We start from the raw sequence: 22554 nt of genomic DNA on the forward strand, positions 1-22554 counted from the left end.
TGTGTTAACGGACTGTCTCTTGAAATGAAATATTCTTAAATACACCACTTGGAGTTAGTGTAATCGTTATAATAACTCCCTTTTCTGAAGCACCTTTCTTGATCCACAGTTTAAATCTTTCGACAATATCTTCATTTTGGGCTGTCGTTCGTCCAACATACAAATAATCAACGATATCATAATCGGGGTAGCGTTTCCCTGTTTCAAAAACAGCGAGCCTTCCCCATTTTGCATAAGTAGGTTCTTGAACCCTTGGACTTTCTGCAGAGACTGTAAGGGAAAGTGAGCTACAAATCAAAAAACTGGCCATAATCAAGCAGATTAACTTGCTGGAAATCTTCATACTATCAACTCCTTTTCGTTATTTTGCACCAATTCTCTCGTTTTCTCTGCAGAAATTGGCGATTAGAAAAAATTGACAAGCCCTTTACTTACTCTTTATCATTTAAGTAGAAGCTAGAGCTAGATTTAGGGAGGGATTTGTGTGACCGAAGTAGAAATTTCCCAAAGATACCTTGAATTGCGCGTTCAGTTTGAAAAGTTTACGAAACGATCTCTTACTGACAAAGAGCTTGTTTTTATCCACTGGCTGACAGAAAAAGGAGCCACTGTTGAAGAACACAACAGAGAAGAAAAAAAGAAGCGTTCTAGACGCAGAAAATAACTCACCCTTCCTCTACAAACAGGAAGGGTTTCTTTCATTCTGGCTGTGTTTTAGTATGTTGGTCTAAATTAGAAATGCTTTTAGATTTTTGTCTCCTTTGAATGTTGATTGGAGTGGAAGGTGCGAGACTCCTGCGGGACGAGCGGTCAGATGAGACACTTAGAGCCGCAAAGCGGCAAGTGGCTCACCGGTCGCCCCGCGGAAAGGGAGCACCTGAAACGGAAATCAACCACTTTCATAAGTTTACTATGAAGCCTTTCATTTCATCTCCGTCTTTATTTAACTTATACTGTCTATAATCTTTTTCTATGAAGGGAGCTTACATTCTTGACCTATATATTTGCTCATAGAGGATCGAGTAAGGATTGTCCTGAAAATACGATGGCTGCATTTAAAAAAGCATTTAATGATGGTGCTGATGGGATCGAACTTGATGTACAGCTTTCTAAAGATGGTGTACCTGTCATCATCCATGATGAGAAGGTAGATCGGACTACTAACAGAAAAGGCTATGTTGTTGATTACACTTATGAAGAACTAGCCCAATTAGATGCGGGAAGCTGGTTTTCAAAGGGATTTAGCAAAGAAGCCATCCCTTCTCTTCAGCTATTCTTAGAATGGATAGCCCCGCTGCCTATGTTGCTTAATATCGAATTAAAAAACAATATCATCGAATATAACGGTCTTGAAGAAAAGGTACTTCAATTGTTGCATCACTATGGAATGATGGATCGAACAGTGATCTCCTCATTCAATCATTACAGTTTAGTCAAGATTAGAAAAATAAACGGTTACGTGCAGACCGCCCCCCTATACTCTTCTGGATTATTTGAACCGTGGGAGTATGTAAAAGCTGTTTGTTCACAAAGTGCGCACCCAAACTATAAATCTCTGCACCCTTACATCATGAAAGGTTTTAAAACAAATAATATTCCTGTTCGTCCATATACGGTAAACAGTCAAAAGTGGATGAAGTATTTTTTTGAGTGGGGCTCCGAAGCGATCATAACCGACTATCCGATTCTAGCAAGAGAACTGTTGAACAGCCTTCAACCACATTCAAAGAGCAGATTTCTTCAAAAATAGTGATTAAACGTACTACAATGAGAAAGAAAAGTAATGATGCTAAAAAAAGCTTGTCTTAATGAAAAAGGAGTTGTTTTATATTCAACCGTTATTGTTTCAACCATTGACCATCCGTGACGTAACGTTAAAGAATCGGATTGTTATGTCACCTATGTGTATGTATTCTTGTTATGAGCAAGATGGGATTGTGACCCCTTGGCATATGACTCATTACACGTCTAGAGCAATGGGTCAGACCGGGCTGATCATGACCGAAGCAGCAGCAGTAAGCCCTCAAGGAAGAATAAGTGCTGAAGACTTAGGAATCTGGGATGACAGCCATGTAGAAGGTCTGTCAAAGCTCGTTTCATCCATACAAGAAAACGGCTCAAAAGCAGCGATTCAAATCGCCCATGCAGGACGCAAGGCTATGATAGACGGACCGATCATCGCCCCATCTGCTATCGCTTTTTCTGAAAAGATGAAGACACCAGAAGAAATGTCACTTCAGCAGATCGAAGAGACAGTGAAGCAATTTCGAAGTGCAGCAAAGAGAGCAAAGACTGCAGGATTTGATGTGATTGAGATTCATGGAGCGCATGGATATTTGATCAATGAATTCCTCTCCCCTCTGTCTAACAGAAGAACTGATTCTTATGGAGGCAGCCAAGAAAATCGCTACCGATTCTTACAAGAAATCATTGCTGCTGTCAGATTAGAATGGCAAGGTCCGCTGTTTGTTCGTATTTCAGCGAATGATTATCACCCAGAAGGAAATACAACAGAAGATTTTGTAACCTATTCAAAGTGGATGAAAGAAGACGGGGTCGATCTTATCGACTGTAGTTCAGGAGCTGTTGTACCAGCAAAGATTCCGACGTTCCCTGGGTATCAAGTTTCTTTTGCTGACAAGATTAAAAACGAAGCTGAGATTGCAACTGCAGCTGTTGGCTTGATCACAACAGGCAGACAGGCGGAAGAGATCTTACAAAACAAGAGAGCTGATCTTATTTTTATCGGTCGAGAGTTTTTGAAAGATCCGTATTGGCCGCGATCAGCCGCACAAGATCTTGGAACAGAGATCGAAAGTCCAAAACAATATGAACGTGGTTGGTAAGAATGAAACAAAGCTGGCTCTTTAAAGAGTCAGCTTTTCTTATTTATATGACACATTCCTCTTGAAAAAGTAGTTCAGCCCCTGATACAGTAAAACGCAGATTAAGAGCCAGGTTCCTCCAGCCGCGAAACCGCCTAGAACATCTGTAGGATAATGAACACCTAAATACACTCTGCTAAAGCCGACTGATCCAATAAAAAGAACCGTAACGCCATATATGAACTTACGATATCTGTACAAAAACGAATAGTTTTGTACGAGAAGATAAGAAAGCAGACCAAAAAAAGCGATGGAGATCATTGCATGCCCGCTAGGAAAGCTATAACCCGTGATCTCAATAACTCGATCGTACATTGGTCTGTCCCTCTCAAACCATTCTTTGAACCAATGATTCTCAAAGCGGATTCCGATGAGACAAACGCCTAACACGAACGGTTCTATCCACTTTCTTTCACCGATTAGCCAGATTACAGCAAAGAAGATAAAAATCGCATATTGATAGGGTCTAGAAGCGATGTTTGTCAGGAATGTAAAGCTTTCGTTTAAAGCAGGCTGATGGATAACATACACATTTTTCATCGCCCACACATCAAGAACTTCTATTCTTGATTGTTCGTAGATAGAAGCAAACAGAATAAAAAGCCCAAGGCAAAGAGCAGTTAACACCACTGTTCTAATCACGCTGTTCTTAAAGATCATGGTACGATCAGCTCCTGTTACTTTTTTCCCTTTTTTATGATGCCTTCTCCATGCTTTCTCTCGATCGATGACAATACATCGTGAAGCAGAGCATCTTTTTCATTCTTTTCGACAGAGAATAGATCCAGCTGATAAGTCGCTTGTTCTTTCTCCACTACTTCTGTAGCAGTTATGCCCAATAAACGAACAGGTTCCTGATTCCAATGTCTGCGAAAGAGCTCGACCGCTGATTTTTGGATATCTATTGAATGCTGTGTTCCGTTCGCGAGCATCTTGCTTCTCGTAATTGTTTTCCGATCGCTGTAGCGAATGGTGATCGCAAGGGTTAGTGCTACATATCCTTTTGTTTTAAGCCGAGACGATACTTTTTCTGCGAGCTTTTTAAAAACAGCTTCTGATTCCATAACAGAGACAAGATCTTCACTTAATGTCGTAGAACTGCCGATCGACCGATATTCACTTGCCGCACTTGGATCGACTGGACGCGTATCGATGCCGTTTGCTCTTTCTTTCATCTTTATACCATTGATGCCAAAACGATGTTTTAATTCATAATCTACGCCATCTGCCAGATCCTTTATTGTCATAATGCCATACTTGTTTAACTTTTCTTCTGTTTTCTTACCGATTCCGTGCATCTCCCCAACTTTCAGCGGCCAAAGCTTTTCTCTGAGATCTCTTTTTCTAAGAACTGTGATTCCGAGCGGTTTCTTCATATCTGAAGCTGTTTTTGCTAAAAATTTATTCGGACCAATTCCGATAGATGATGGCAAGTTCAGCTCATTCAACAATCTGGATTGAATTTCCTTTGCCAAATCGAGTGGTTCTTTACAGTCTGTCACATCCATGTAGCCTTCATCGATGGAAACAGGCTCTACCTTTTCTGTATATTCCTGCAGAAGCTGAAACATGCGTGATGAATACATTTTGTATGTTTCAAAGTCTGGAGGAACAACAACTAGATTCGGACAGAGTTTTCTAGCTTGCCAAAGCGGCATCGTTGTTCTTACGCCTTTTTCCCTCGCTTCATAACTGCACGTCACGATGATTCCTTTTCGCTCTTCTACATTTCCGGCTACCGCAACTGGCTTTCCTCGAAGATCAGGGTTTTCAGCCATCTCAACTGATGCATAGAAGCTGTTCATGTCCACATGAAATATGATTCTTCTTTTAGACCCAGGAGACTGATACACATGAACACTCCCTTTATCAAAACTTATCTATTAGTATATGTTAGAACAGCGTTTAAAAACAAAAGGAAAGACTGCCTCTGCAAAAGAAAAAGACAAGGTATCTACCTTGTCTTGTGAAGCCGCTTTCCAGTATCTTCTACCCATTCAACAAATTCTTCACCATGAAAATGCTTGTTTAAATCTTTATGTAATTGAACAAGATCTCGATAGAAGTCCTTTTTACTTTCATCTTCCATCCATTTTTGAAGAAAGCCATAGATTTGGCAATTGAAGCTCGTAGACTCCTTGTGTTTTACCAATCCTTCTTCTGTTAAATAAACATAAGAAATTCGGCGGTCATCGTTCTTTTTCTCTAATCTCACATAGCCTTTATCTTTTAGTCGTTTGATCACTTGCATAACTGTTGATACATCCCACAATCCGTAATAAGCGATCTTAGAGATCGTAATGTCTTCTTCTAGTGAAACGATCCATAGAATATGCTGCTCTGCCTGTGTTAACCCAATGGCTTTCGCAGCTTTCTGCCAATCTTCTTCTAAAACTTTATACACGCCACGCATATAATTTACCATCATATGCATGTCAGATAGTTGACTCATCCCATTTCCTCCCCCGAAATAAGATTCTTTTAAATTACCAATATTTTCATTTACATGATAAAAATATCTTACATAAATCATAAAGTGACTGTCAACTTTTTGCGACAATTTGTTTTATAGAGCAACAAAAACAGGCAACAAGGCCTATTAAACAATAAAAACTTGGCGGAAATCCGCCAAGTTTCGTCATTTTTCTTATTCGCCTGCTGTTATTCCGATGACCGCAAGTACCATTTCTGCAGTCTTCGTCAATTCCTCGATCGGCATTCTTTCATTCGTTGTGTGAATCTCTTCATAACCTACAGCTAGATTTACAGTTGGAATACCGTGACCTGCGATAATGTTCGCATCACTTCCACCACCACTATGAAGAAGTCTGTGAGGGCGTCCGATCTTCTCAGCTGCTTTTTTGGCAACTTCTACAACATGATCGCCTTCACCAAACTTGAATCCAGGGTACATCACTTCAATCTCAACTTCTGCACGCCCGCCTAATTCTGCAGCAGCTGATTCGTAAGCTTCTTTCATTTTCGCTGTTTGAACTTCCATTTTCTCGTTGATCAATGAACGTGCCTCAGCTAGAACAAAAACAGTGTCACAAACGATATTTGTTTGCTCTCCTGTACCTCCACCGTGGAAATGACCGATGTTAGCTGTAGTTTCTTCGTCAATTCTGCCAAGCGGCATGCGAGCAATCGCTTTAGCTGCGATCGTGATAGCTGAAACTCCTTTTTCTGGAGCGACACCGGCATGTGCAGATTTCCCATAGATTTTTGCTCGGACTTTCGCCTGGGTAGGAGCAGCAACGATAATATCCCCAACAGGGCCATCACTGTCTAAGGCAAAACCATATTTAGCTGTGATTTTTGACGCATCCATTGCCTTTGCGCCCACTAATCCAGATTCTTCTCCTACTGTAATGATAAATTGAATATCACCGTGAGAGATGTTTTTTTCTTTTAAGACTTTAATCGCTTCAAACATCGCAGCAAGACCTGCTTTATCATCCGCTCCAAGAATCGTAGTACCATCTGTTACTACATAGCCATCTTTTATAGAAGGTTTGATCCCGTTACCAGGAGTAACTGTATCCATATGAGAAGTGAAATAGATCGTGTCCACGCCTTCTTTATTTCCCTTTAAGGTACAGATTAAATTTCCTGCTGCGTGCTCTGTCGTGGATTCAGCATCATCCTCATAAACTTCAACACCAAGTTCTTCAAACTTCTTTTTAAGAACGATTGAGATCTCTTTCTCATGTCTAGTCTCAGAGTCAATTTGAACAAGCTCTAAAAATTCGTTTAACAAACGGTCTGCATTTACCATTTATGTATTCCCTCGCTTCTTATAGTGGTATGTTGCCATGCTTTTTGTAAGGTCTGTCTTCACTCTTGTTGCGCAGCATGTCAAGCGCCTGAATACACTTAATTCTTGTGTCTCTCGGATCGATCACATCATCTACCATTCCGTTTGCAGCAGCGATATACGGGTTAGCAAACTTGGTACGATACTCTTCAATCTTTGCGGCTCTCGTCGCTTCAGGATCTTCGCTTCGTTCGATCTCTTTGGCAAAGATGATATTTGCAGCTCCCTGTGGTCCCATAACAGCGATCTCTGCATTCGGCCATGCGAATACTAGATCAGCTCCGATAGATTTACTATTTAAAGCTACGTATGCACCGCCATATGCTTTTCGCAGGATAATCGTTATCTTTGGAACCGTAGCTTCTGAGTATGCATAAAGAATCTTTGCTCCATGACGGATAATGCCACCATGTTCTTGTTTGACTCCTGGAAAGAATCCTGTTACATCTTCAAACGTGATGATCGGAATGTTGAAAGAGTCACATAAACGGATAAAACGCGATGCTTTATCTGAAGAATCAATGTCTAGTCCTCCAGCCATGACTTTTGGCTGATTACATACTAATCCTATCACTTCACCCTTTATCCTTGCAAAACCTACAACTATATTTCTTGCAAATTGAGCATGCACTTCCATGAATGAGTCCTTATCCACCACTTCTTGGATAACCGTTCTTACATCATAAGGCCTAGTTGAATCAAATGGAATGATCTCTGTCAGTTCAGGGCGATCATCTTCTTCATCTCCCCAAGGTAAGACAGGTGTTCTTTCTTTATTATTCTGCGGAAGGTAAGAGATTAAACGTCGAACATCTTCTAACACTTCTGCTTCAGATGGTGCAGTAAAATGTGCGTTACCGCTCTTAGAGCCATGAACTTCAGCTCCGCCTAGATCTTCAGAAGAAATCTTTTCCCCTGTCACCGTTTCGATTACTTTTGGTCCTGTGATAAACATCTGACTTGTTTTTTCCACCATGAACACAAAATCTGTGATCGCAGGAGAATACACCGCTCCCCCTGCACAAGGTCCCATGATGACGGAGATCTGAGGAATCACACCAGAATAGATGCTGTTTCGATAAAAGATGTGCCCATAGCCATCAAGTGACATGACACCTTCTTGTATACGAGCCCCTCCTGAATCGTTCAACCCGATAAAAGGAGTTCCGTTCTTAGCCGCAAGGTCCATCACTGCAGCGATTTTTTTCGCGTGCATCTCTCCAAGTGCTCCGCCAAATACTGTGAAATCTTGGGCAAACAAATAAATGGGACGGCCGTGAATCTTTCCGTAGCCGGTCACTACTCCTTCACCTGGCGCTTTCATCCCAGAAAGGCCAAAGTCGTGAGAACGATGTTCCATGAAAGGATTGAGTTCAACAAACGTACCTTCATCAAGTAGAAGATCGATACGTTCTCGCGCCGTTAACTTTCCGCGTTCATGCTGCTTATCGATGCGGTCATCACCGCCGCCTAATTCAATTTCTGTTTTCTTTTCATAAAGTTCATTAATTTTGTCATAGATGTCCATTATTTTGCTTCCTCCTTACTTTTCGTCTTCTCACAAAGCTCAAACAATACCTTGTGTGTGGAAGAAGGGTGCATGAAAGCAACTGATGCACCGCCTGCACCAGGAACAGCAGCATCATGGATCATCTTGATGCCGTTTGCTTTCATCTCGTCTATGCGATCTTGAATGTTTGTAACACCAAGAGCAACGTGATGGACGCCTTGACCGCGCTTTTCAATAAACTGTGCGACAGGACTTTCTGAAGTTAGGGCTTCAAGCAGTTCTAGCCTCGTCTCACCGATTTTTATGAATGCCACTTTTACTTTTTGTGAAGGAACTTCCTCGATCGCTTCAAGTGTTAACCCCAGAACATTCACGTAGAACGGGAGCGCTTCATCTAAAGATTTTACAGCGATTCCAATATGATCGATTCTTTCTGGCGCCACTCCTGAAAACACTACTTCTGTAATCCCATCACGCTTATATACGGCTTGTTCGATAAATTTAGCTGTTTCAATCGTCGGGGTTCCTGGTGTGAATACTTTTTGTATCCCTTTGGACTCTAAGAAGGGAATGTCCTCCCATGGAATTACCCCACCACCGACAACGATAATATCGTCTGCTCCTTTTTCATGAAGAAGTCTCATCACTTCTGGAAAAAGTTCGTTGTGCGCGCCTGACAGACAAGATAAACCGATCGCATCTACGTCCTCTTGAACAGCAGCTGCTGCAATTTGTTCTGGTGTTTGTCTTAATCCTGTATAAATGACTTCCATTCCATAATCTCTTAACGCTTGAGAAACAACAAGAGCTCCTCGGTCATGACCGTCGAGTCCTGGTTTAGCAATTAAAACACGAATTGTTTTCTTCATCGTTTCTCCACTCCTCTCTATTTTTAGACCCCTGTATACTCTCCAAATTCTTCACGAAGCACACCGCATATTTCTCCGATCGTACAATATGATTTCACACATTCAACGATGATTGGCATTAAGTTATCATCACCTTTAGCAGCATTACGTAACGATTCCAACTGAGCGCTCACTCGGTTTTGATCTCTCTTTACTTTCAGTGCCTGCAGTTTTTCTTTCTGTTTCTCTCCTAAAGTTGGATCGACTCTTAATAATTCGGGCTGAGCTTCATTTTCAATACTAAATTTGTTCATCCCTACGATGATCTCTTGGCCACTCTCGATCTTTTTCTGTGTTTCATAGGACGTATGGTGAATCTCACGCTGCATGTATCCCTGTTCGACGGCCGCAACCGCTCCACCCATCTGATTGATCTTCTCAATGTATTCGTTTGCTCTTCGTTCTAGCTCATCTGTTAAATGTTCTACGTAATAAGAACCCGCAAGTGGATCAACAGTATCAGCTACACCTGTTTCATGAGCTAAGATCTGCTGAGTACGAAGAGCGATTCGAGCCGAATCTTCTGTAGGAAGAGCAAGTGCTTCATCTCTTGAGTTCGTATGAAGACTCTGCGTTCCACCTAGGACGGCTGACAGTGCTTGAGTTGTAACACGTACGATATTGTTATCTGGCTGCTGCGCAGTGAGGGTCGAGCCTCCTGTTTGCGTATGAAAACGAAGCTGCCACGACTTTGGATTCTTAGCTCCATAATGTTCTTTCATAAGTTTTGCCCACATTCTACGAGCCGCTCTGAACTTCGCAACTTCTTCAAAGAATTGATTATGAGCATTAAAGAAAAAGGCTAAACGTGGGGCAAAGTCATCGATATGTAATCCAGCTTCTATGGCAGCATCCACATAGGCAAGTCCATTTGCGATTGTAAAAGCAAGTTCTTGTGCAGCATTTGCCCCAGCTTCTCGGATGTGATAGCCAGAGATGCTGATGGTATTCCACTTTGGCACAAATTCCTGACAATAGCCGAAGATATCTGTGATCAATCGCATAGAAGGCTTTGGCGGAAAAATATATGTACCCCGTGCGATGTATTCTTTTAAAATATCATTCTGTATTGTTCCTGAAAGTTTTTCAGGAGCCACTCCCTGCTTCTCAGCAACAGCGATATACATAGCGAGCAAAACAGAAGCAGGTGCGTTGATCGTCATCGAAGTACTTACCTTATCAAGCGGAATGTCTTTTAAAAGAGCTTCCATGTCTTCGATTGAATCAATCGCTACTCCTACTTTTCCTACTTCACCGCGTGACATCGAGTGATCTGAATCATACCCGATCTGTGTAGGAAGGTCGAATGCTACAGAAAGTCCGGTCTGCCCTTGATCAAGTAAATAGCGAAAACGTTTATTCGTTTCTTCAGCAGAACCAAAACCTGCGTATTGTCTCATCGTCCAGAATCTTGCACGATACATCGTAGATTGAGATCCACGTGTGTATGGATACTCTCCTGGAAGCCCGAGGGATTCCATCGGATAATGCTCATCTTCCGTACCATACAGCCTATCTATCTCTATATCTGATGAAGTATGAAACCTCTCTTTTCGTTCTGGAAATCTATTCATTGATCGTGCGGTCTTTTCTTGCCATTCTTTTATACGCTGTTGTTTATCCATTAGAAGCCTCCTGTTTAACAAAGAAAATAGTCTCAACATAACATCTTTCGTTTTGTAAGCGCTTTTTCCTGCTTGAAAGCGCAAATTTTCGACTAAATTTGCAATTTGGTCTTTTAGGATTTCTTGTTTCTGCTTTCCAAACACGGTACAATTAAGTTGGAAATGTTTATAGGAGGGTTATGGCTTTGAATCAAAAACTAATAAAAACGATTGTGTACGTTATGATTATCTGTCTTGTTCTAAGCAGTCTTTTAACAGGAGTCGCTTTTTTCTTATAAAATAGTTAACCCCCAGTCCTCGAAGGACTGGGGGTTTTACGTTACTGTTTTATGATGTCATCAAAGCTTTTTTGGGAGTGGACAACTTTTATCTTAGTACCTATCTTTAGTTTGCTGTAAAGCTTCTGAACATCTTTTTCATACATCCGGATGCAGCCAGCTGTGACATATCTTCCGATGGCTGATGGATTATTATTTCCATGTATTCCGAAAGTGCGACCGTCTGTACCGTTTGCGTCAAAACCGATCCAGCGTGTGCCGAGAGGGTTCGTTTTATCTCCACCTGGTATATCCTTTTTTCGATAATAAGGATCTACAGCTTTTACCGTTATGGTAAATTCGCCTTCTGGTGTTAGTTCTTTCGACTTTCCTGTTGCTACTTTGTAGATTTCTTTAATGGTCCCATCTTCAACGTATGCAAGTCTGTTGGATGTTTTGTTAATGATTAGATAAGGGTCTCCTAAGGCATGTGCGTCTCCGATCGGCCATATTGGTGAAAATAACAAGATAAAAGCTAACTTGAGTTTTACCATTTTCATCACCCTGTCATTTTTTTCTTAGTATTTGTAAATGCAGGGGAAGTCATGAGTTGCTTTTTTAGTTTTTCTTAGAGCCAGATGAGGGTAGCCGATCTCCGTTTCAAGTGCTCGCTTTCCGGGGGGCGTGCGGTGAGCCACCTCGGCGCTATGCGCCCTTAGGTGTCTCACCTGTCCCGCTGATCCCCCAGGAGTCTCGCGCCTTACACTTCGAACGACTTTTCAATGAAGAGAAGTAAAAAAAGATGACAATGTCTATGTTGAAAGTGAAACAGGAATGAAAAATACAATCAAAAACTTTTCGTTTACTTCTTAAATTTACTTTTGATGATCAAGTAATCCTCGATGTCTTGGAGTAATTGGTAAAGCTTTGAGCGTGTTTCGAATTCGTCTCTGTCTTTTGGCAGATGCATCTCTCGAAATTCTTGTCTCATGTTTTCCAGATCATCTAAGAACAAAACGGCTGTATTTCCTGGGTGAACTGCAGCGCTTAGGCGTTCAAAGAAACTGCCTAGTTTTTCACACTGTACATATGTCTTATCGATGGAAGAAATGATAGGAAGCATTCGTTGAATGATCTCAAACTGTTTTTCCCTCATTTTAAAATAGTGATAATACTGGTTTTCGTATCGAAGAAAATGATTTTCTATGTCTCGAAAGGCAATGCTTTTTGCGTTTGAGATAAGATCTGCGCATTCTGTAATCTCTTTTCCGTCCCATTCGTGTTTATCATGAGCTAAATACAGATGAAATTCATGAAAGATCACTTTGTATCTTTTTTCGAGTTCCCTTTGCATGTTTAACAGTATTTTTTCAACCGAAGGCATGTAGAGATTCATGATTAATCCCATCCCTATACCGATTACGATAATGCTAAATTCATTAAGCACGATTTCCCATGTAACCTTCTGAAGGGTATATAGATGAAGGATAATGACTGACGATGTGATGATCCCTTCCTTCAGGTTTAGGGATACGAGCGTTGGGATGAACAGAATCAAAAGTATGGTTAGCGCATAAGGATGATAGCCGACCAGCGAGAAGATCGCACTCGCAAATCCTATTCCAAGAATACAAGCTGCAAATCTTTCCCATGAAGAGATGATCGACTTCTTTTTCGTTATCTTTATACAGAGAATAGTTAGTATTCCAGCTGACGTATAAAAATCTAACCCTAGCCACTCTGCTAAAGCGATAGCAAGGCCTGCTCCGATTGCAGTCTTTAATGTTCGATAGCCAATTGTAAATTTCATCAAATGCATGCCTTCTTTCCGATCTCGTTCTGCACCTTGTACCATTATTCCATAATTCAAGGATAATTAGAAACGAAAAAGGACTTCAGCTAAGAAGTCCTTTTTTAAGCATTATAGCACTTTTTCTAAGAAAGCTTTAGCTCGATCTGTTTTCGGGTTTTCAAAGAAAATAGCAGGTTCTTGATCTTCGACTAATTTTCCATCATCCATAAAAAGAACACGATCAGCAACTTCTTTTGCAAAGCCCATCTCATGTGTCACGATAATCATCGTCATTCCAAGCTTGACGAGGTTCTTCATCACTTGCAGCACCTCTTTCACCATCTCAGGATCTAGAGCAGAAGTTGGTTCATCAAAAAGCATAACTTCAGGTTTCATTGCAAGTGCTCTCGCTATAGCCACACGCTGCTTCTGACCACCTGAAAGGTTAGAAGGATAGCTGTTCGCTTTATCACTCAACCCAACGGTTTTTAGGAGATCTAAAGCTTCCTTCTCAGCTTCACTTTTCGAGATCTTTAATACTTGCTGCGGCGCGAATGTAACATTCTCTAAAACAGTAAGATGAGGAAATAGGTTGAAATGCTGAAACACCATTCCTATCTTTTTACGAAGATGAAGTTCCATCTCGTTAATATCCTTACCTTCTACCAAAATCGAACCTTCATCGTGAGTTTCTAACAGATTTAAACAACGGAGAAACGTAGACTTACCTGATCCTGAAGGCCCGATCACAGCAATAACTTCTCCTTTTTTGATTGAAGTTGATATTCCTTTTAGCACTTCATTATTACCGAATCTTTTCATCAAACCTTGAACATCAATCACTCTTAGCAAGCCTCCTCTCCATAACTCGTCCAGCCAACGTCAACATCATAACAAGTAGATAATAAACAAGTCCCGCTAATAATAGAGGTTCAAAAAAGCGATAGTTACTCGCCCCAACGATTTGAGCTCGCCTCATAATATCAAGCGCTCCGATAACAGAGACGATCGCTGATTCTTTTGTTAGTGTAATAAATTCGTTCATTAATGCCGGTAAAATATTCTTAAAGGCTTGTGGCAGAATAATCTTCAACATCATCGTGCGGTATGGAACCCCTAAAGCCATAGCAGCTTCTTTCTGTCCTTTGTCGACTGCATTAATACCCGCACGAATGATTTCTGATATATACGCTGCCGAGTTAAGAGCAAATGTTAGAACCCCTGCTGAGAATGCGCCAATATCGACTCCTGTTAGCTGAGGTACAGCATAATAGATCAACAGCATCTGAAGAATTAGAGGCGTTCCTCTAAAGACCGAAGTATATGCATCTGCAAACCATCTTAGTATTTTGATCTTACCTATCTTAAATAGGGAAAGTACGGTTCCCCATATAAATCCTAGTACTAAAGATACCGCCACGAACTGCAACGTAACCCATATTCCGTATAAGATATACGGAATAGAAGGCACGAGCTGGGCAAAATCCAAGTTCATGCCTACCACTCTCTTTCTCTATTTTTTAACACCGAACCACTTTTCAACAAGCTCGTCCAATGTACCGTCTTCTTTCATCTTCTTAAGTTCTGCGTTAAACGCTTTTGTTAGCTCGCTATCCTTAGGAAAAGCGATAGCCGACCCTGCAGCGTCTGTGTTTGGCAAGGCAAACGAGGAAAGGTCTTTATTTTTCTTTAAAAATTCGTAAGCAACTGCATCTTCAATAATTGCCGCATCTACTCGGTTTGATTTCATCTCTTGAACCAATTCTGTTACTTTGTTACGCTGAACAACCTCAAATTTATGATCCTTTAATAATTTGTCTGCTTCTTTTTCTTGAATGGAAGCCAATTGAACGCCAATTGTTTTGCCTTCAAGATCTTCTACACTTTTAATCGCTTTATCCTTTGTAACGATTAATTGTTGAGCTGCATAATATTCATCTGAAAAATCTACTGTCTTTTTCCGTTCTTCATTCGGTGTCATACCAGCGATTACAAAGTCAGCTTTGCCGCTGTCTAATGCAGGAATCAATCCGTTAAAGTCCATGTCCTTTATTTCAACCTTGTATCCTAGTTTTTTAGCGATATGATTTGCTACATCAATGTCAAAGCCTACGATTTCTCCGCCTTTTGCTGTTTCCACGTATTCGTATGGAGGATAATCAGCTGAAGTTGCCATCACTATCGTCTTCTCGGATGAATTACTCCCAGTATTTGTAGAACTTTTTTCTTCTACCGCTCCGCATCCCGCCAACAGCGCGAGTACTATGATAAAATAAATGCTAAAAAGATTTCGTTTCATTGTTGTTCCCCCTGTAAAAAAATCTTATATTTATTCGTTAAAATGAATATTAACACATAAATATGCAAAATTAAGTATTTTAATAATTCTGAATGTATTTATATGCATTTTATTAAGATGGTTGATTAAATGCAATTTGGTGAAGTGATGGAAGATGTTATCTATCTGAAACGAGAAGCAGTGTATGCCATAGTCTTGGATGAAAATAAAAATATAGCCGTCATGGTTCAGAACGGCAAAGGATTCTTACCGGGTGGCGGTATAGAAACTGGAGAGGATCATGAAGTCTGTTTGAAAAGAGAATGTATCGAGGAAACAGGCTTTACTTTCAAGATGGCGCATTTTGTGGGACATGCTAAGCAATATTTTCAAACGAGACAAGGCGAGTATTTAATAAATGATGGGTATTTTTATACAGGTTCATTTGGGGAGTATGCAAATGAGCCGTTAGATCAGGATCATGAGTTAGTATGGATGAAAGTTGATCAAGCTGAGAAGCTACTATTTCATTCGTCTCATTTTTGGGCTGTGAAAAAGGAGCTGGGGTTGGATTAAGAGAGTTCTTGTGGGTCTGAGAACAATAGTTCAGTGATCAATCATAAATTCTTGGAATCGATTATAAATCTCTGGAATCGCTCACAAATCCTTAGAATCGCTCACAAATCCCTAAAATCGCTCATAAATCCCTAGAATCGCTCACAAATCCTTAGAATCGCTCACAAATCCCTAGAATCGCTCACAAATCCCTAGAATCGCTCACAAATCCCTAGAATCGCTCATAAATCCCTAGAATCGCTCATAAATCCCTAGAATCGCTCATAAATCCCTAGAATCGCTCATAAATTCATGTTCACTTTCATTTAATGAACAATAAAAAAAGCTGGCTCAATTTCGAGCCAGCTTCTCTCATTCATACACACTTAAATCCTTACTTACAATACGTTTCAAATGCACTTCTTAACTTGTTCACAACTTCCATCGGTTCGTGGCCTTCGATCTCATGACGTTCGACCATCATTTGAATCTCTCCATCTTTTAATAGAGCAAATGATGGGGATGACGGTGGATAGCCTGTAAAATAAGAACGTGCTGTTTCTGTTGCTTCTTTATCTTGTCCGGCAAATACCGTAACAAGATGGTCCGGGCGAACGTCTTGTTTTACCGAATATGAAGCCGAAGGGCGTGCGATTCCTCCTGCACAGCCACAAACGGAATTAATCATAACAAGTGTTGTACCTTCTTTTTTGAAAGCTTCTTCAACATCTTCTGGTTTGAATAGCTGCGTATAGCCAGCCTCTACCATTTCTTTACGAGCCGTTTCTACTACATCATTAAAAAGATTAAATTGAAAGTTCATTCGTATTCAGCTCCTTTCTTTCTTATTGTACTCAATTATCGCGATATAAAAAAGAAAAATGCCGTAACATATACGGCATTTTTCTTAGGGGGTTATGGGGTTTGGAGGTGTTGATAGTTATCTCTACCCGCAATAAAAACCTCATAAACCTGAAAAACACATTTTTTAATAAATTGATGTATTTTCTTTTGTCATGCTCTCTAAACGTGCTTTTACAGAAGCTAAGAAGCGTCCGCATACAAGGCCATCAAGAACACGATGATCTAGAGAAAGACAAAGGTTAACCATATCTCGAACAGCGATCATACCATTGTTCATGACAACCGGACGCTTAACGATCGATTCTACAGAAAGGATAGCCGCTTGCGGATAGTTGATGATCGGCGTAGACATCACAGATCCGAAAGAACCAGTATTATTTACAGTAAATGTACCGCCTTTCATGTCATCACCAGCTAATTTATTTGTTCTTACTTTATCTGCTAGTTCCTTCACATCGCGTGCGATTCCTTTGATTGACTTTTCGTCCGCGTGTTTAATGACTGGAACATACAGTGCATCATCTGTTGCAACAGCGATCGAAATGTTGATGTCCTTTTTCTGAATGATCTTATCTCCTGCCCACATGGAGTTGATCTGCGGGAATTCTTTTAGTGATTCTACAACAGCCTTGATAAAGAAAGGCAAGAACGTAAGGTTGTATCCTTCTTTTGTTTTAAAATCACCTTTTACAGAATTACGATATTCTACTAAGTTCGTTACATCCACTTCTACCATTGTCCACGCATGAGGCGCTTCGTGCTTTGAGCGGACCATGTTTTGAGCGATCGCCTTACGAATACCCGATACCGGAATTTCAATATCCCCAGGCATAGTGTCAATCGCAACCGGCTTTAATGCTGGTGCTGATTGTTGTGGTTGAGCCGTTTCTTGAGAACTAGAAGAAACAGGTGCTGCAGAAGAAACCTCTTCTGTCGCTGGCTTGTTACCTTTTGTAGGAATTTGGCCAGAGTCAATGATCTTTTGAAGGTCTTTACGAGTGATTCTTCCGCTTTGTCCTGATCCCTCTACTTGGTCTAGATCAATACCATGCTCAGATGCCATTCTCACTACTGCAGGTGAAAAACGCCCTCTCGCAGCTCGATCAACGTTTGCAGCAGGCTTAGCTGCAGTTTCCCTCGTAGATTCGGTAGGTGTTGAAACTGTCTCAGCTGGCTTTTCTGTTGAAGATGAGGATGCAGGTATACTTCCCCCACCTTCTCCTTCTGTTTCGATGTAGCAGATCAGTTCGCCTACAGAAAGAGTATCTCCTTCACCTGCAACGAGTTCTTTTATCGTTCCAGAAAAAGATGATGGAACTTCTGCGTTTACTTTATCTGTCATCACTTCAGCCAATGGATCATATTTTTTTACCGTATCCCCTGGCTGAACGAGCCATTTACTGATCGTTCCTTCTGTTACACTTTCCCCTAATTGGGGCATTGTAATTTTCTCTGTAGCCATTAAAGTCCCCTCCTATTGTTAAAATGCCGCAAGATCTCTCATGGCTTTTTCTACTTTGTCAGGATTCACCATAAAGTGCTTTTCCATCGTTGGTGCATAAGGCATTGCAGGCACATCTGGACCAGCTAGACGTTGGACAGGTGCATCAAGTTCGAACAAACAATTTTCAGCAATGATCGCAGAAACTTCGCTCATGATGCTTCCTTCTTTGTTGTCTTCTGTTACAAGAAGTACTTTACCTGTTTTTGAAGCCGCTTCGATGATCGCTTCCTTATCCAGCGGATACACGGTACGAAGATCAAGAATATGAGCTGAAATTCCGTCTTTTTCAAGCTTTTCAGCAGCTTGAAGAGCAAAGTGTACACAAAGTCCGTATGTAATAACGGTAATATCTTCACCTTCACGCTTCACGTCCGCTTTTCCGATCGGCAATGTATATTCTTCGCTCGGTACTTCACCTTTAATCAGTCGGTAAGCACGTTTATGTTCAAAGAAAAGAACAGGATCTTCGTCACGGATAGCAGATTTCAAAAGACCTTTTACATCATAAGGTGTAGAAGGCATTACAATCTTTAAGCCTGGTACGTTAGCGAATAGCGCCTCAACAGATTGAGAGTGATAAAGCGCACCATGGACACCGCCACCATAAGGAGCACGGATCGTAATCGGGCAAGTCCAATCATTGTTCGAACGATAGCGAATCTTAGCCGCTTCAGAAACGATCTGGTTAACGGCAGGCATGATAAAGTCAGCGAACTGCATCTCTGCGATCGGGCGCATTCCATACATCGCCGCACCGATACCTACACCTGCAATAGCAGATTCCGCGAGGGGTGCATCGATCACTCTCTCTTCACCAAACTCTTCAATTAACCCAGTCGTTGCACGGAAAACTCCTCCGCGTACACCTACATCTTCACCTACTACAAATACTCGCTTATCGCGTTGCATCTCTTCGCGAATCGCTTGTGTTACAGCATCAATATATGAAATTACCGGCATCTCGTTTTCCCCCTTTACTCTGCGTAAACATGAAGAAGTGCGCTTTCAGGATCAGCATATTTTGCGTTCTCTGCATATTCTGTAGCTTCATCCACTTCTTTTTGAATTTCGTCTGTGATCTGTTTTTCTAATTCTTCTGTTAAGATATTATTTTCTTTTAAGTAAGCAGCAAACGTATGAATCGGATCTTTTGCTTTTGCTTCTTCAACCTCTTCACGAGTTCGGTACGCACGATCATCATCATCGGATGAGTGAGGCGTTAAACGATAAGCAACTGTTTCAACTAAAGTTGGACCTTCACCGCGTCTACCGCGATCAGCAGCTTCTTTTACAGCTTCATAAACAGCTAGTGGGTCATTTCCATCCACCGTTACTCCTGGCATACCATAACCGATCGCACGGTCAGAAACGTTCACACAAGCTAGCTGTTTTGAGATTGGAACCGAGATTGCGTATTTATTGTTCTCACACATAAAGATAACAGGAAGTTTATGAACAGAAGCAAAGTTTGCTCCCTCATGGAAATCTCCTTGGTTTGATGATCCTTCACCAAATGTCGTGAACGTTACAAGGTCTTTTCCTTCCATTCTCCCGCCAAGCGCTATTCCTACAGCATGAGGAACTTGTGTTGTAACCGGTGAAGAACCTGTTACGATGCGAAGCTTTTTAGAACCAAAATGTCCTGGCATCTGGCGGCCGCCGCTGTTAGGGTCTTCTGCTTTTGCAAAGCCAGAAAGCATCAGGTCTTTCGCTGTCATACCAAACTGCAAAACAACACCCATGTCGCGGTAGTACGGCAACACAAAATCTTTCTCGTTATCTAGCGCCATCGCTGCACCAACTTGGGCTGCTTCTTGACCTTGACAAGAAATAACGAAAGGAATCTTACCAGCGCGGTTCAACAGCCACATACGCTCGTCAATTTTTCTTGCTAATAACATCGTTCTATACATATGGATGACATCTTCATTCGTTAAACCTAATTGTTCATGACGTAATTCTGCCATTTGTTTTACCTCCTTAGAAATGGATCGCTTTTCCTTCAACAGCTAATGCTGCTTCACCAAATACTTCTGATAGAGATGGATGTGGATGGATAGTATGTGCCATCTCCCACGGTGTTGCGTCTAAAACTTTCGCTAAACCAGCTTCAGAGATCATATCCGTTACGTGAGGTCCGATCATATGAACACCTAAAAGATCATCAGTGTCTTTATTTGCAACGATCTTTACAAACCCGTCACTTTCACCATAAACAAGAGCTTTTCCAATCGCTTTAAAAGGAAACTTGCCAACTTTAACGTTAAAACCTTGGTCTTTAGCTTGTTTCTCGGTAAGACCTACACTTGCCATCTCTGGACTTGAATAGATACATTTCGAGATATTATCGTAGTTGATCGGTTCAGGTTTCAGGTTAGAAAGGTGTTCTACTGCTGTGATTCCCTCATGAGATGCTACATGCGCCAGCTGAAGTCCTCCGATTACATCTCCGATCGCATAGATGTGGCTTTCTGCGGTTTGGAAGTATTCATTCGTCTGAATGTATCCGTTTTCAACTTTTATGATGGTGTTCTCTAAACCGATTCCTTCTGTGTTCGCCATACGTCCAACAGAAACGAGCATCTTCTCGGCACTAAATTGTTTTGTCTCGCCTTTATGTTCAGCCGAAATCATTACCCCTTCGCCTTTTTCTAACGTATCTGGAAGGACTTTCGCACTCGTTACGAGTTTGATCCCTTTTTTCTTAAGAACACGCGCCGCTTCTTTCGAAATCTCTTCGTCTTCTGTTGGTACAATTCTGTCAGCATATTCAAGTACGGTTACTTCCACACCGAGATCATTGAGCATAGACGCCCATTCAATCCCGATTACCCCACCACCGACGATGATGATTGATGCTGGTAAAGACTCCATCTCTAACGCTTCATCACTAGACATTACGAGGTTTCCGTCGATCTCTAACCCTGGTAACGAACGTGGTCTAGATCCTGTTGCAATAATTACGTTTTGCGGGATTAAAATCTCATTTTCTGTGCCATCATTAAACTCAACTGAAATCGTGCCAGGCATCGGTGAAAAGATGGATGGTCCAAGGATACGTCCGATTCCTTCATAGACTTCAATCTTTCCTTTTTTCATCAAACTTTGTACACCCATATGCAGTTGATTTACAATGGATTGCTTTCGTTCTTGCATCTTGGAAAAGTTTAAGCCAAGCCCTTCGATCTCAACACCAAAGTCTGCAGCTTTTTTAGCTGTTTTGTATACTTCAGCACTTCTTAATAACGCTTTACTCGGGATACACCCTCTATGTAAGCAAGTACCTCCAAGCTTTCCTTTTTCAACTACTGCAACGGTTTTTCCTAATTGAGCAGCTCGGATGGCAGCTACATAGCCGCCAGTCCCTCCGCCCAATATGACCAAATCAAAGTCTTTTGACATAAGCTCATATCTCCTTTTGCTGTTAGTTAATCCAGTGACACTCTAGCAACTGTTTTTCCACCCGGATAAACTTTTGCTGTTTCTTCTTCTCTTAGTACTCGAAGGCCACCTTCTGCTAACGCTTGAAGCTCATTCTCACCCGGCTGAATGATACAATCAGAAATCCATTCAACTCGGTCAGTTATCTTCTTAACAAATTCTTTTCCGAAAGCGAGACCACCTGTAAGGATGATCGCATCAACTTGTCCATAGAGAACGGTACTTGCTGATCCGATCTCTTTTGCGACTTGATAAGCCATCGCGTCATAGATAAGCTCAGCTTTTTTGTCACCGTTCTCGATTCTTTCTTCAACGGTTCTTGCATCGTTTGTTCCCAGGTAAGCCACAAGACCACCTTGGCCAACGAGCTTCTTCATCACTTCTTCTGCATAAAACTCACCAGAGAAGCAGAGTGAGACCAAATCACCTATCGGAACAGTGCCTGCACGTTCAGGAGAGAAAGGTCCCTCTCCATGCAGTCCGTTGTTTACATCGATCACTCTTCCGTCCTTATGGACACCTACCGTGATCCCCCCGCCCATGTGAACGACAATAAGCCGTAGAGCTTCGTATGATTTATTCAACTGTTTCGCTACGCGTCGAGCAACAGCTTTTTGATTAAGCGCGTGAAAAATACTCTTTCTTTCCATTTCGGGAACACCCGAAATTCTTGCGATCTCATCCATCTCATCGACGACAACTGGATCTACGATAAAAGATGGGATATTCAGACCTTCTGCTATTTCGAATGCGAGGATTCCACCTAAATTCGAAGCATGTTCACCAGCGTAACCATTTTTCAGATCCTTGAGCATCGGTTCATTAACGCTGTACGTACCGCCTTCGATCGGTCTTAACAAACCGCCACGGCCGACCACACAACTTAATTTTGAAATATTGATGCCTTCGTAGTCTAAAGCTTCTAAGATCGTTTCTTTTCTAAAAGTATACTGATCAATAACAGAATCAAACGAATGGATGGTTTCTGTATCATGACGGATCGTTTTTTCAAATACTGGCCGTTCGTTATCGAAAATTCCAATCTTAGTAGAGGTTGACCCCGGATTGATCACTAGTATGCGAAATTCTTTTTGATGCACGTTTCAAACCTCCATTGA

Annotated in this window: 24 protein-coding genes; 5 read left to right on the forward strand and 19 right to left on the reverse strand. The window is 41.4% G+C overall.

The genetic code is table 11. The features are described 5' to 3' along the window. Window positions 1-4: 4 nt before the first annotated feature. On the reverse strand, window positions 5-343 hold the full coding sequence (locus HU823_RS04230; protein WP_144699212.1) for a DUF3889 domain-containing protein: 339 nt from the start codon (window positions 341-343) through the stop codon (window positions 5-7). 141 nt (window positions 344-484) lie between these two features. On the opposite strand from HU823_RS04230, the gene HU823_RS04235 reads away from it, so the two are divergent. The 3 genes from HU823_RS04235 (at window position 485) to namA (ending at window position 2846) form a co-directional block, all read left to right on the forward strand. Beyond that, window positions 485-664, forward strand: a complete 180-nt coding sequence (locus HU823_RS04235; RefSeq protein ID WP_144699210.1) for a hypothetical protein — start codon at window positions 485-487, stop codon at window positions 662-664. A gap of 327 nt (window positions 665-991) precedes the next feature. After that, window positions 992-1750, forward strand: a complete 759-nt coding sequence (locus tag HU823_RS04240) for a glycerophosphodiester phosphodiesterase (protein WP_197221254.1) — start codon at window positions 992-994, stop codon at window positions 1748-1750. Between the two features lie 58 nt (window positions 1751-1808). Continuing rightward, window positions 1809-2846 (forward strand): NADPH dehydrogenase NamA, encoded by a 1038-nt coding sequence (gene namA / locus HU823_RS04245; RefSeq protein ID WP_231607254.1) that lies wholly within the window; start codon window positions 1809-1811, stop codon window positions 2844-2846. A 39-nt stretch (window positions 2847-2885) separates the two neighbouring features. On the opposite strand, the gene HU823_RS04250 is transcribed toward namA, so the two are convergent. The 7 genes from HU823_RS04250 to HU823_RS04280 form a co-directional block, all read right to left on the reverse strand. After that, window positions 2886-3545 carry a phosphatase PAP2 family protein gene (locus HU823_RS04250; RefSeq protein WP_197221255.1) on the reverse strand — a complete coding sequence of 220 codons (660 nt, stop codon included), beginning with the start codon at window positions 3543-3545 and terminating at the stop codon, window positions 2886-2888. A 17-nt stretch (window positions 3546-3562) separates the two neighbouring features. Continuing rightward, window positions 3563-4738: a DNA polymerase IV gene (locus tag HU823_RS04255; RefSeq protein ID WP_370630023.1), complete on the reverse strand. Its 1176-nt coding sequence runs from the start codon at window positions 4736-4738 to the stop codon at window positions 3563-3565. 101 nt (window positions 4739-4839) lie between these two features. After that, a complete protein-coding gene (locus HU823_RS04260; RefSeq protein WP_186320483.1) occupies window positions 4840-5337 on the reverse strand; it encodes a MarR family transcriptional regulator in 498 nt (165 codons plus the stop codon). A gap of 195 nt (window positions 5338-5532) precedes the next feature. Beyond that, a complete protein-coding gene (locus tag HU823_RS04265; protein WP_144699203.1) occupies window positions 5533-6663 on the reverse strand; it encodes a M20/M25/M40 family metallo-hydrolase in 1131 nt (376 codons plus the stop codon). A 19-nt stretch (window positions 6664-6682) separates the two neighbouring features. Further along, the gene (locus HU823_RS04270) at window positions 6683-8230 is read right to left on the reverse strand and encodes an acyl-CoA carboxylase subunit beta (RefSeq protein ID WP_197221256.1); all 1548 of its coding nucleotides are present in this window, start codon (window positions 8228-8230) and stop codon (window positions 6683-6685) included. Continuing rightward, window positions 8230-9081 (reverse strand): methylmalonyl-CoA epimerase, encoded by an 852-nt coding sequence (gene mce / locus HU823_RS04275; RefSeq protein ID WP_144699199.1) that lies wholly within the window; start codon window positions 9079-9081, stop codon window positions 8230-8232. The genes HU823_RS04270 and mce overlap by 1 nt, the downstream gene beginning before the upstream one ends. Window positions 9082-9104: 23 nt before the next feature. Continuing rightward, complete coding sequence (locus HU823_RS04280; protein ID WP_197221257.1) at window positions 9105-10745, reverse strand: acyl-CoA mutase large subunit family protein; 1641 nt, start codon at window positions 10743-10745, stop codon at window positions 9105-9107. Window positions 10746-10930: 185 nt separating this feature from the next. Between HU823_RS04280 and prli42 the strand changes: the two genes are divergently transcribed. Next, complete coding sequence (gene prli42 / locus HU823_RS04285) at window positions 10931-11023, forward strand: stressosome-associated protein Prli42 (RefSeq protein ID WP_197130929.1); 93 nt, start codon at window positions 10931-10933, stop codon at window positions 11021-11023. A 41-nt stretch (window positions 11024-11064) separates the two neighbouring features. Here the strand turns inward: prli42 and HU823_RS04290 are convergent, their stop codons facing one another. The 5 genes from HU823_RS04290 to HU823_RS04310 form a co-directional block, all read right to left on the reverse strand. Then, on the reverse strand, window positions 11065-11556 hold the full coding sequence (locus HU823_RS04290) for a L,D-transpeptidase (protein ID WP_144699195.1): 492 nt from the start codon (window positions 11554-11556) through the stop codon (window positions 11065-11067). Window positions 11557-11864: 308 nt separating this feature from the next. Beyond that, entirely contained in the window at window positions 11865-12812 is a 948-nt protein-coding gene (locus HU823_RS04295) for an aromatic acid exporter family protein (protein WP_197221390.1), read from the reverse strand. 111 nt (window positions 12813-12923) lie between these two features. Next, the gene (locus tag HU823_RS04300) at window positions 12924-13616 is read right to left on the reverse strand and encodes an amino acid ABC transporter ATP-binding protein (RefSeq protein ID WP_231607304.1); all 693 of its coding nucleotides are present in this window, start codon (window positions 13614-13616) and stop codon (window positions 12924-12926) included. Between the two features lie 13 nt (window positions 13617-13629). Beyond that, the gene (locus HU823_RS04305; RefSeq protein WP_191753884.1) at window positions 13630-14289 is read right to left on the reverse strand and encodes an amino acid ABC transporter permease; all 660 of its coding nucleotides are present in this window, start codon (window positions 14287-14289) and stop codon (window positions 13630-13632) included. 18 nt (window positions 14290-14307) lie between these two features. After that, entirely contained in the window at window positions 14308-15093 is a 786-nt protein-coding gene (locus HU823_RS04310; protein ID WP_197221259.1) for a transporter substrate-binding domain-containing protein, read from the reverse strand. 129 nt (window positions 15094-15222) lie between these two features. Here HU823_RS04310 and HU823_RS04315 point away from each other — a divergent pair, with 129 nt between their 5' ends. Continuing rightward, entirely contained in the window at window positions 15223-15648 is a 426-nt protein-coding gene (locus tag HU823_RS04315; protein WP_197221260.1) for an NUDIX domain-containing protein, read from the forward strand. A 373-nt stretch (window positions 15649-16021) separates the two neighbouring features. Here the strand turns inward: HU823_RS04315 and HU823_RS04320 are convergent, their stop codons facing one another. From HU823_RS04320 to buk, 6 genes are all read right to left on the reverse strand, one after another. Next, a complete protein-coding gene (locus HU823_RS04320) occupies window positions 16022-16450 on the reverse strand; it encodes a BrxA/BrxB family bacilliredoxin (protein WP_144699187.1) in 429 nt (142 codons plus the stop codon). Between the two features lie 165 nt (window positions 16451-16615). Then, window positions 16616-17953: a dihydrolipoamide acetyltransferase family protein gene (locus tag HU823_RS04325; protein ID WP_144699185.1), complete on the reverse strand. Its 1338-nt coding sequence runs from the start codon at window positions 17951-17953 to the stop codon at window positions 16616-16618. Between the two features lie 18 nt (window positions 17954-17971). Next, window positions 17972-18955, reverse strand: coding sequence for an alpha-ketoacid dehydrogenase subunit beta (locus HU823_RS04330; protein WP_066395978.1), 984 nt, complete (start codon window positions 18953-18955; stop codon window positions 17972-17974). A gap of 14 nt (window positions 18956-18969) precedes the next feature. Continuing rightward, complete coding sequence (locus HU823_RS04335; protein WP_066395980.1) at window positions 18970-19962, reverse strand: thiamine pyrophosphate-dependent dehydrogenase E1 component subunit alpha; 993 nt, start codon at window positions 19960-19962, stop codon at window positions 18970-18972. Between the two features lie 13 nt (window positions 19963-19975). After that, complete coding sequence (lpdA, locus tag HU823_RS04340) at window positions 19976-21397, reverse strand: dihydrolipoyl dehydrogenase (protein ID WP_066395989.1); 1422 nt, start codon at window positions 21395-21397, stop codon at window positions 19976-19978. Window positions 21398-21423: 26 nt separating this feature from the next. After that, window positions 21424-22536 carry a butyrate kinase gene (gene buk / locus HU823_RS04345; protein WP_144699181.1) on the reverse strand — a complete coding sequence of 371 codons (1113 nt, stop codon included), beginning with the start codon at window positions 22534-22536 and terminating at the stop codon, window positions 21424-21426. Between the last annotated feature and the right edge of the window lie 18 nt (window positions 22537-22554).

This window comes from Fictibacillus sp. 18YEL24 (assembly GCF_015903855.1).
Taxonomy (GTDB): domain Bacteria; phylum Bacillota; class Bacilli; order Bacillales; family Fictibacillaceae; genus Fictibacillus; species Fictibacillus phosphorivorans_C.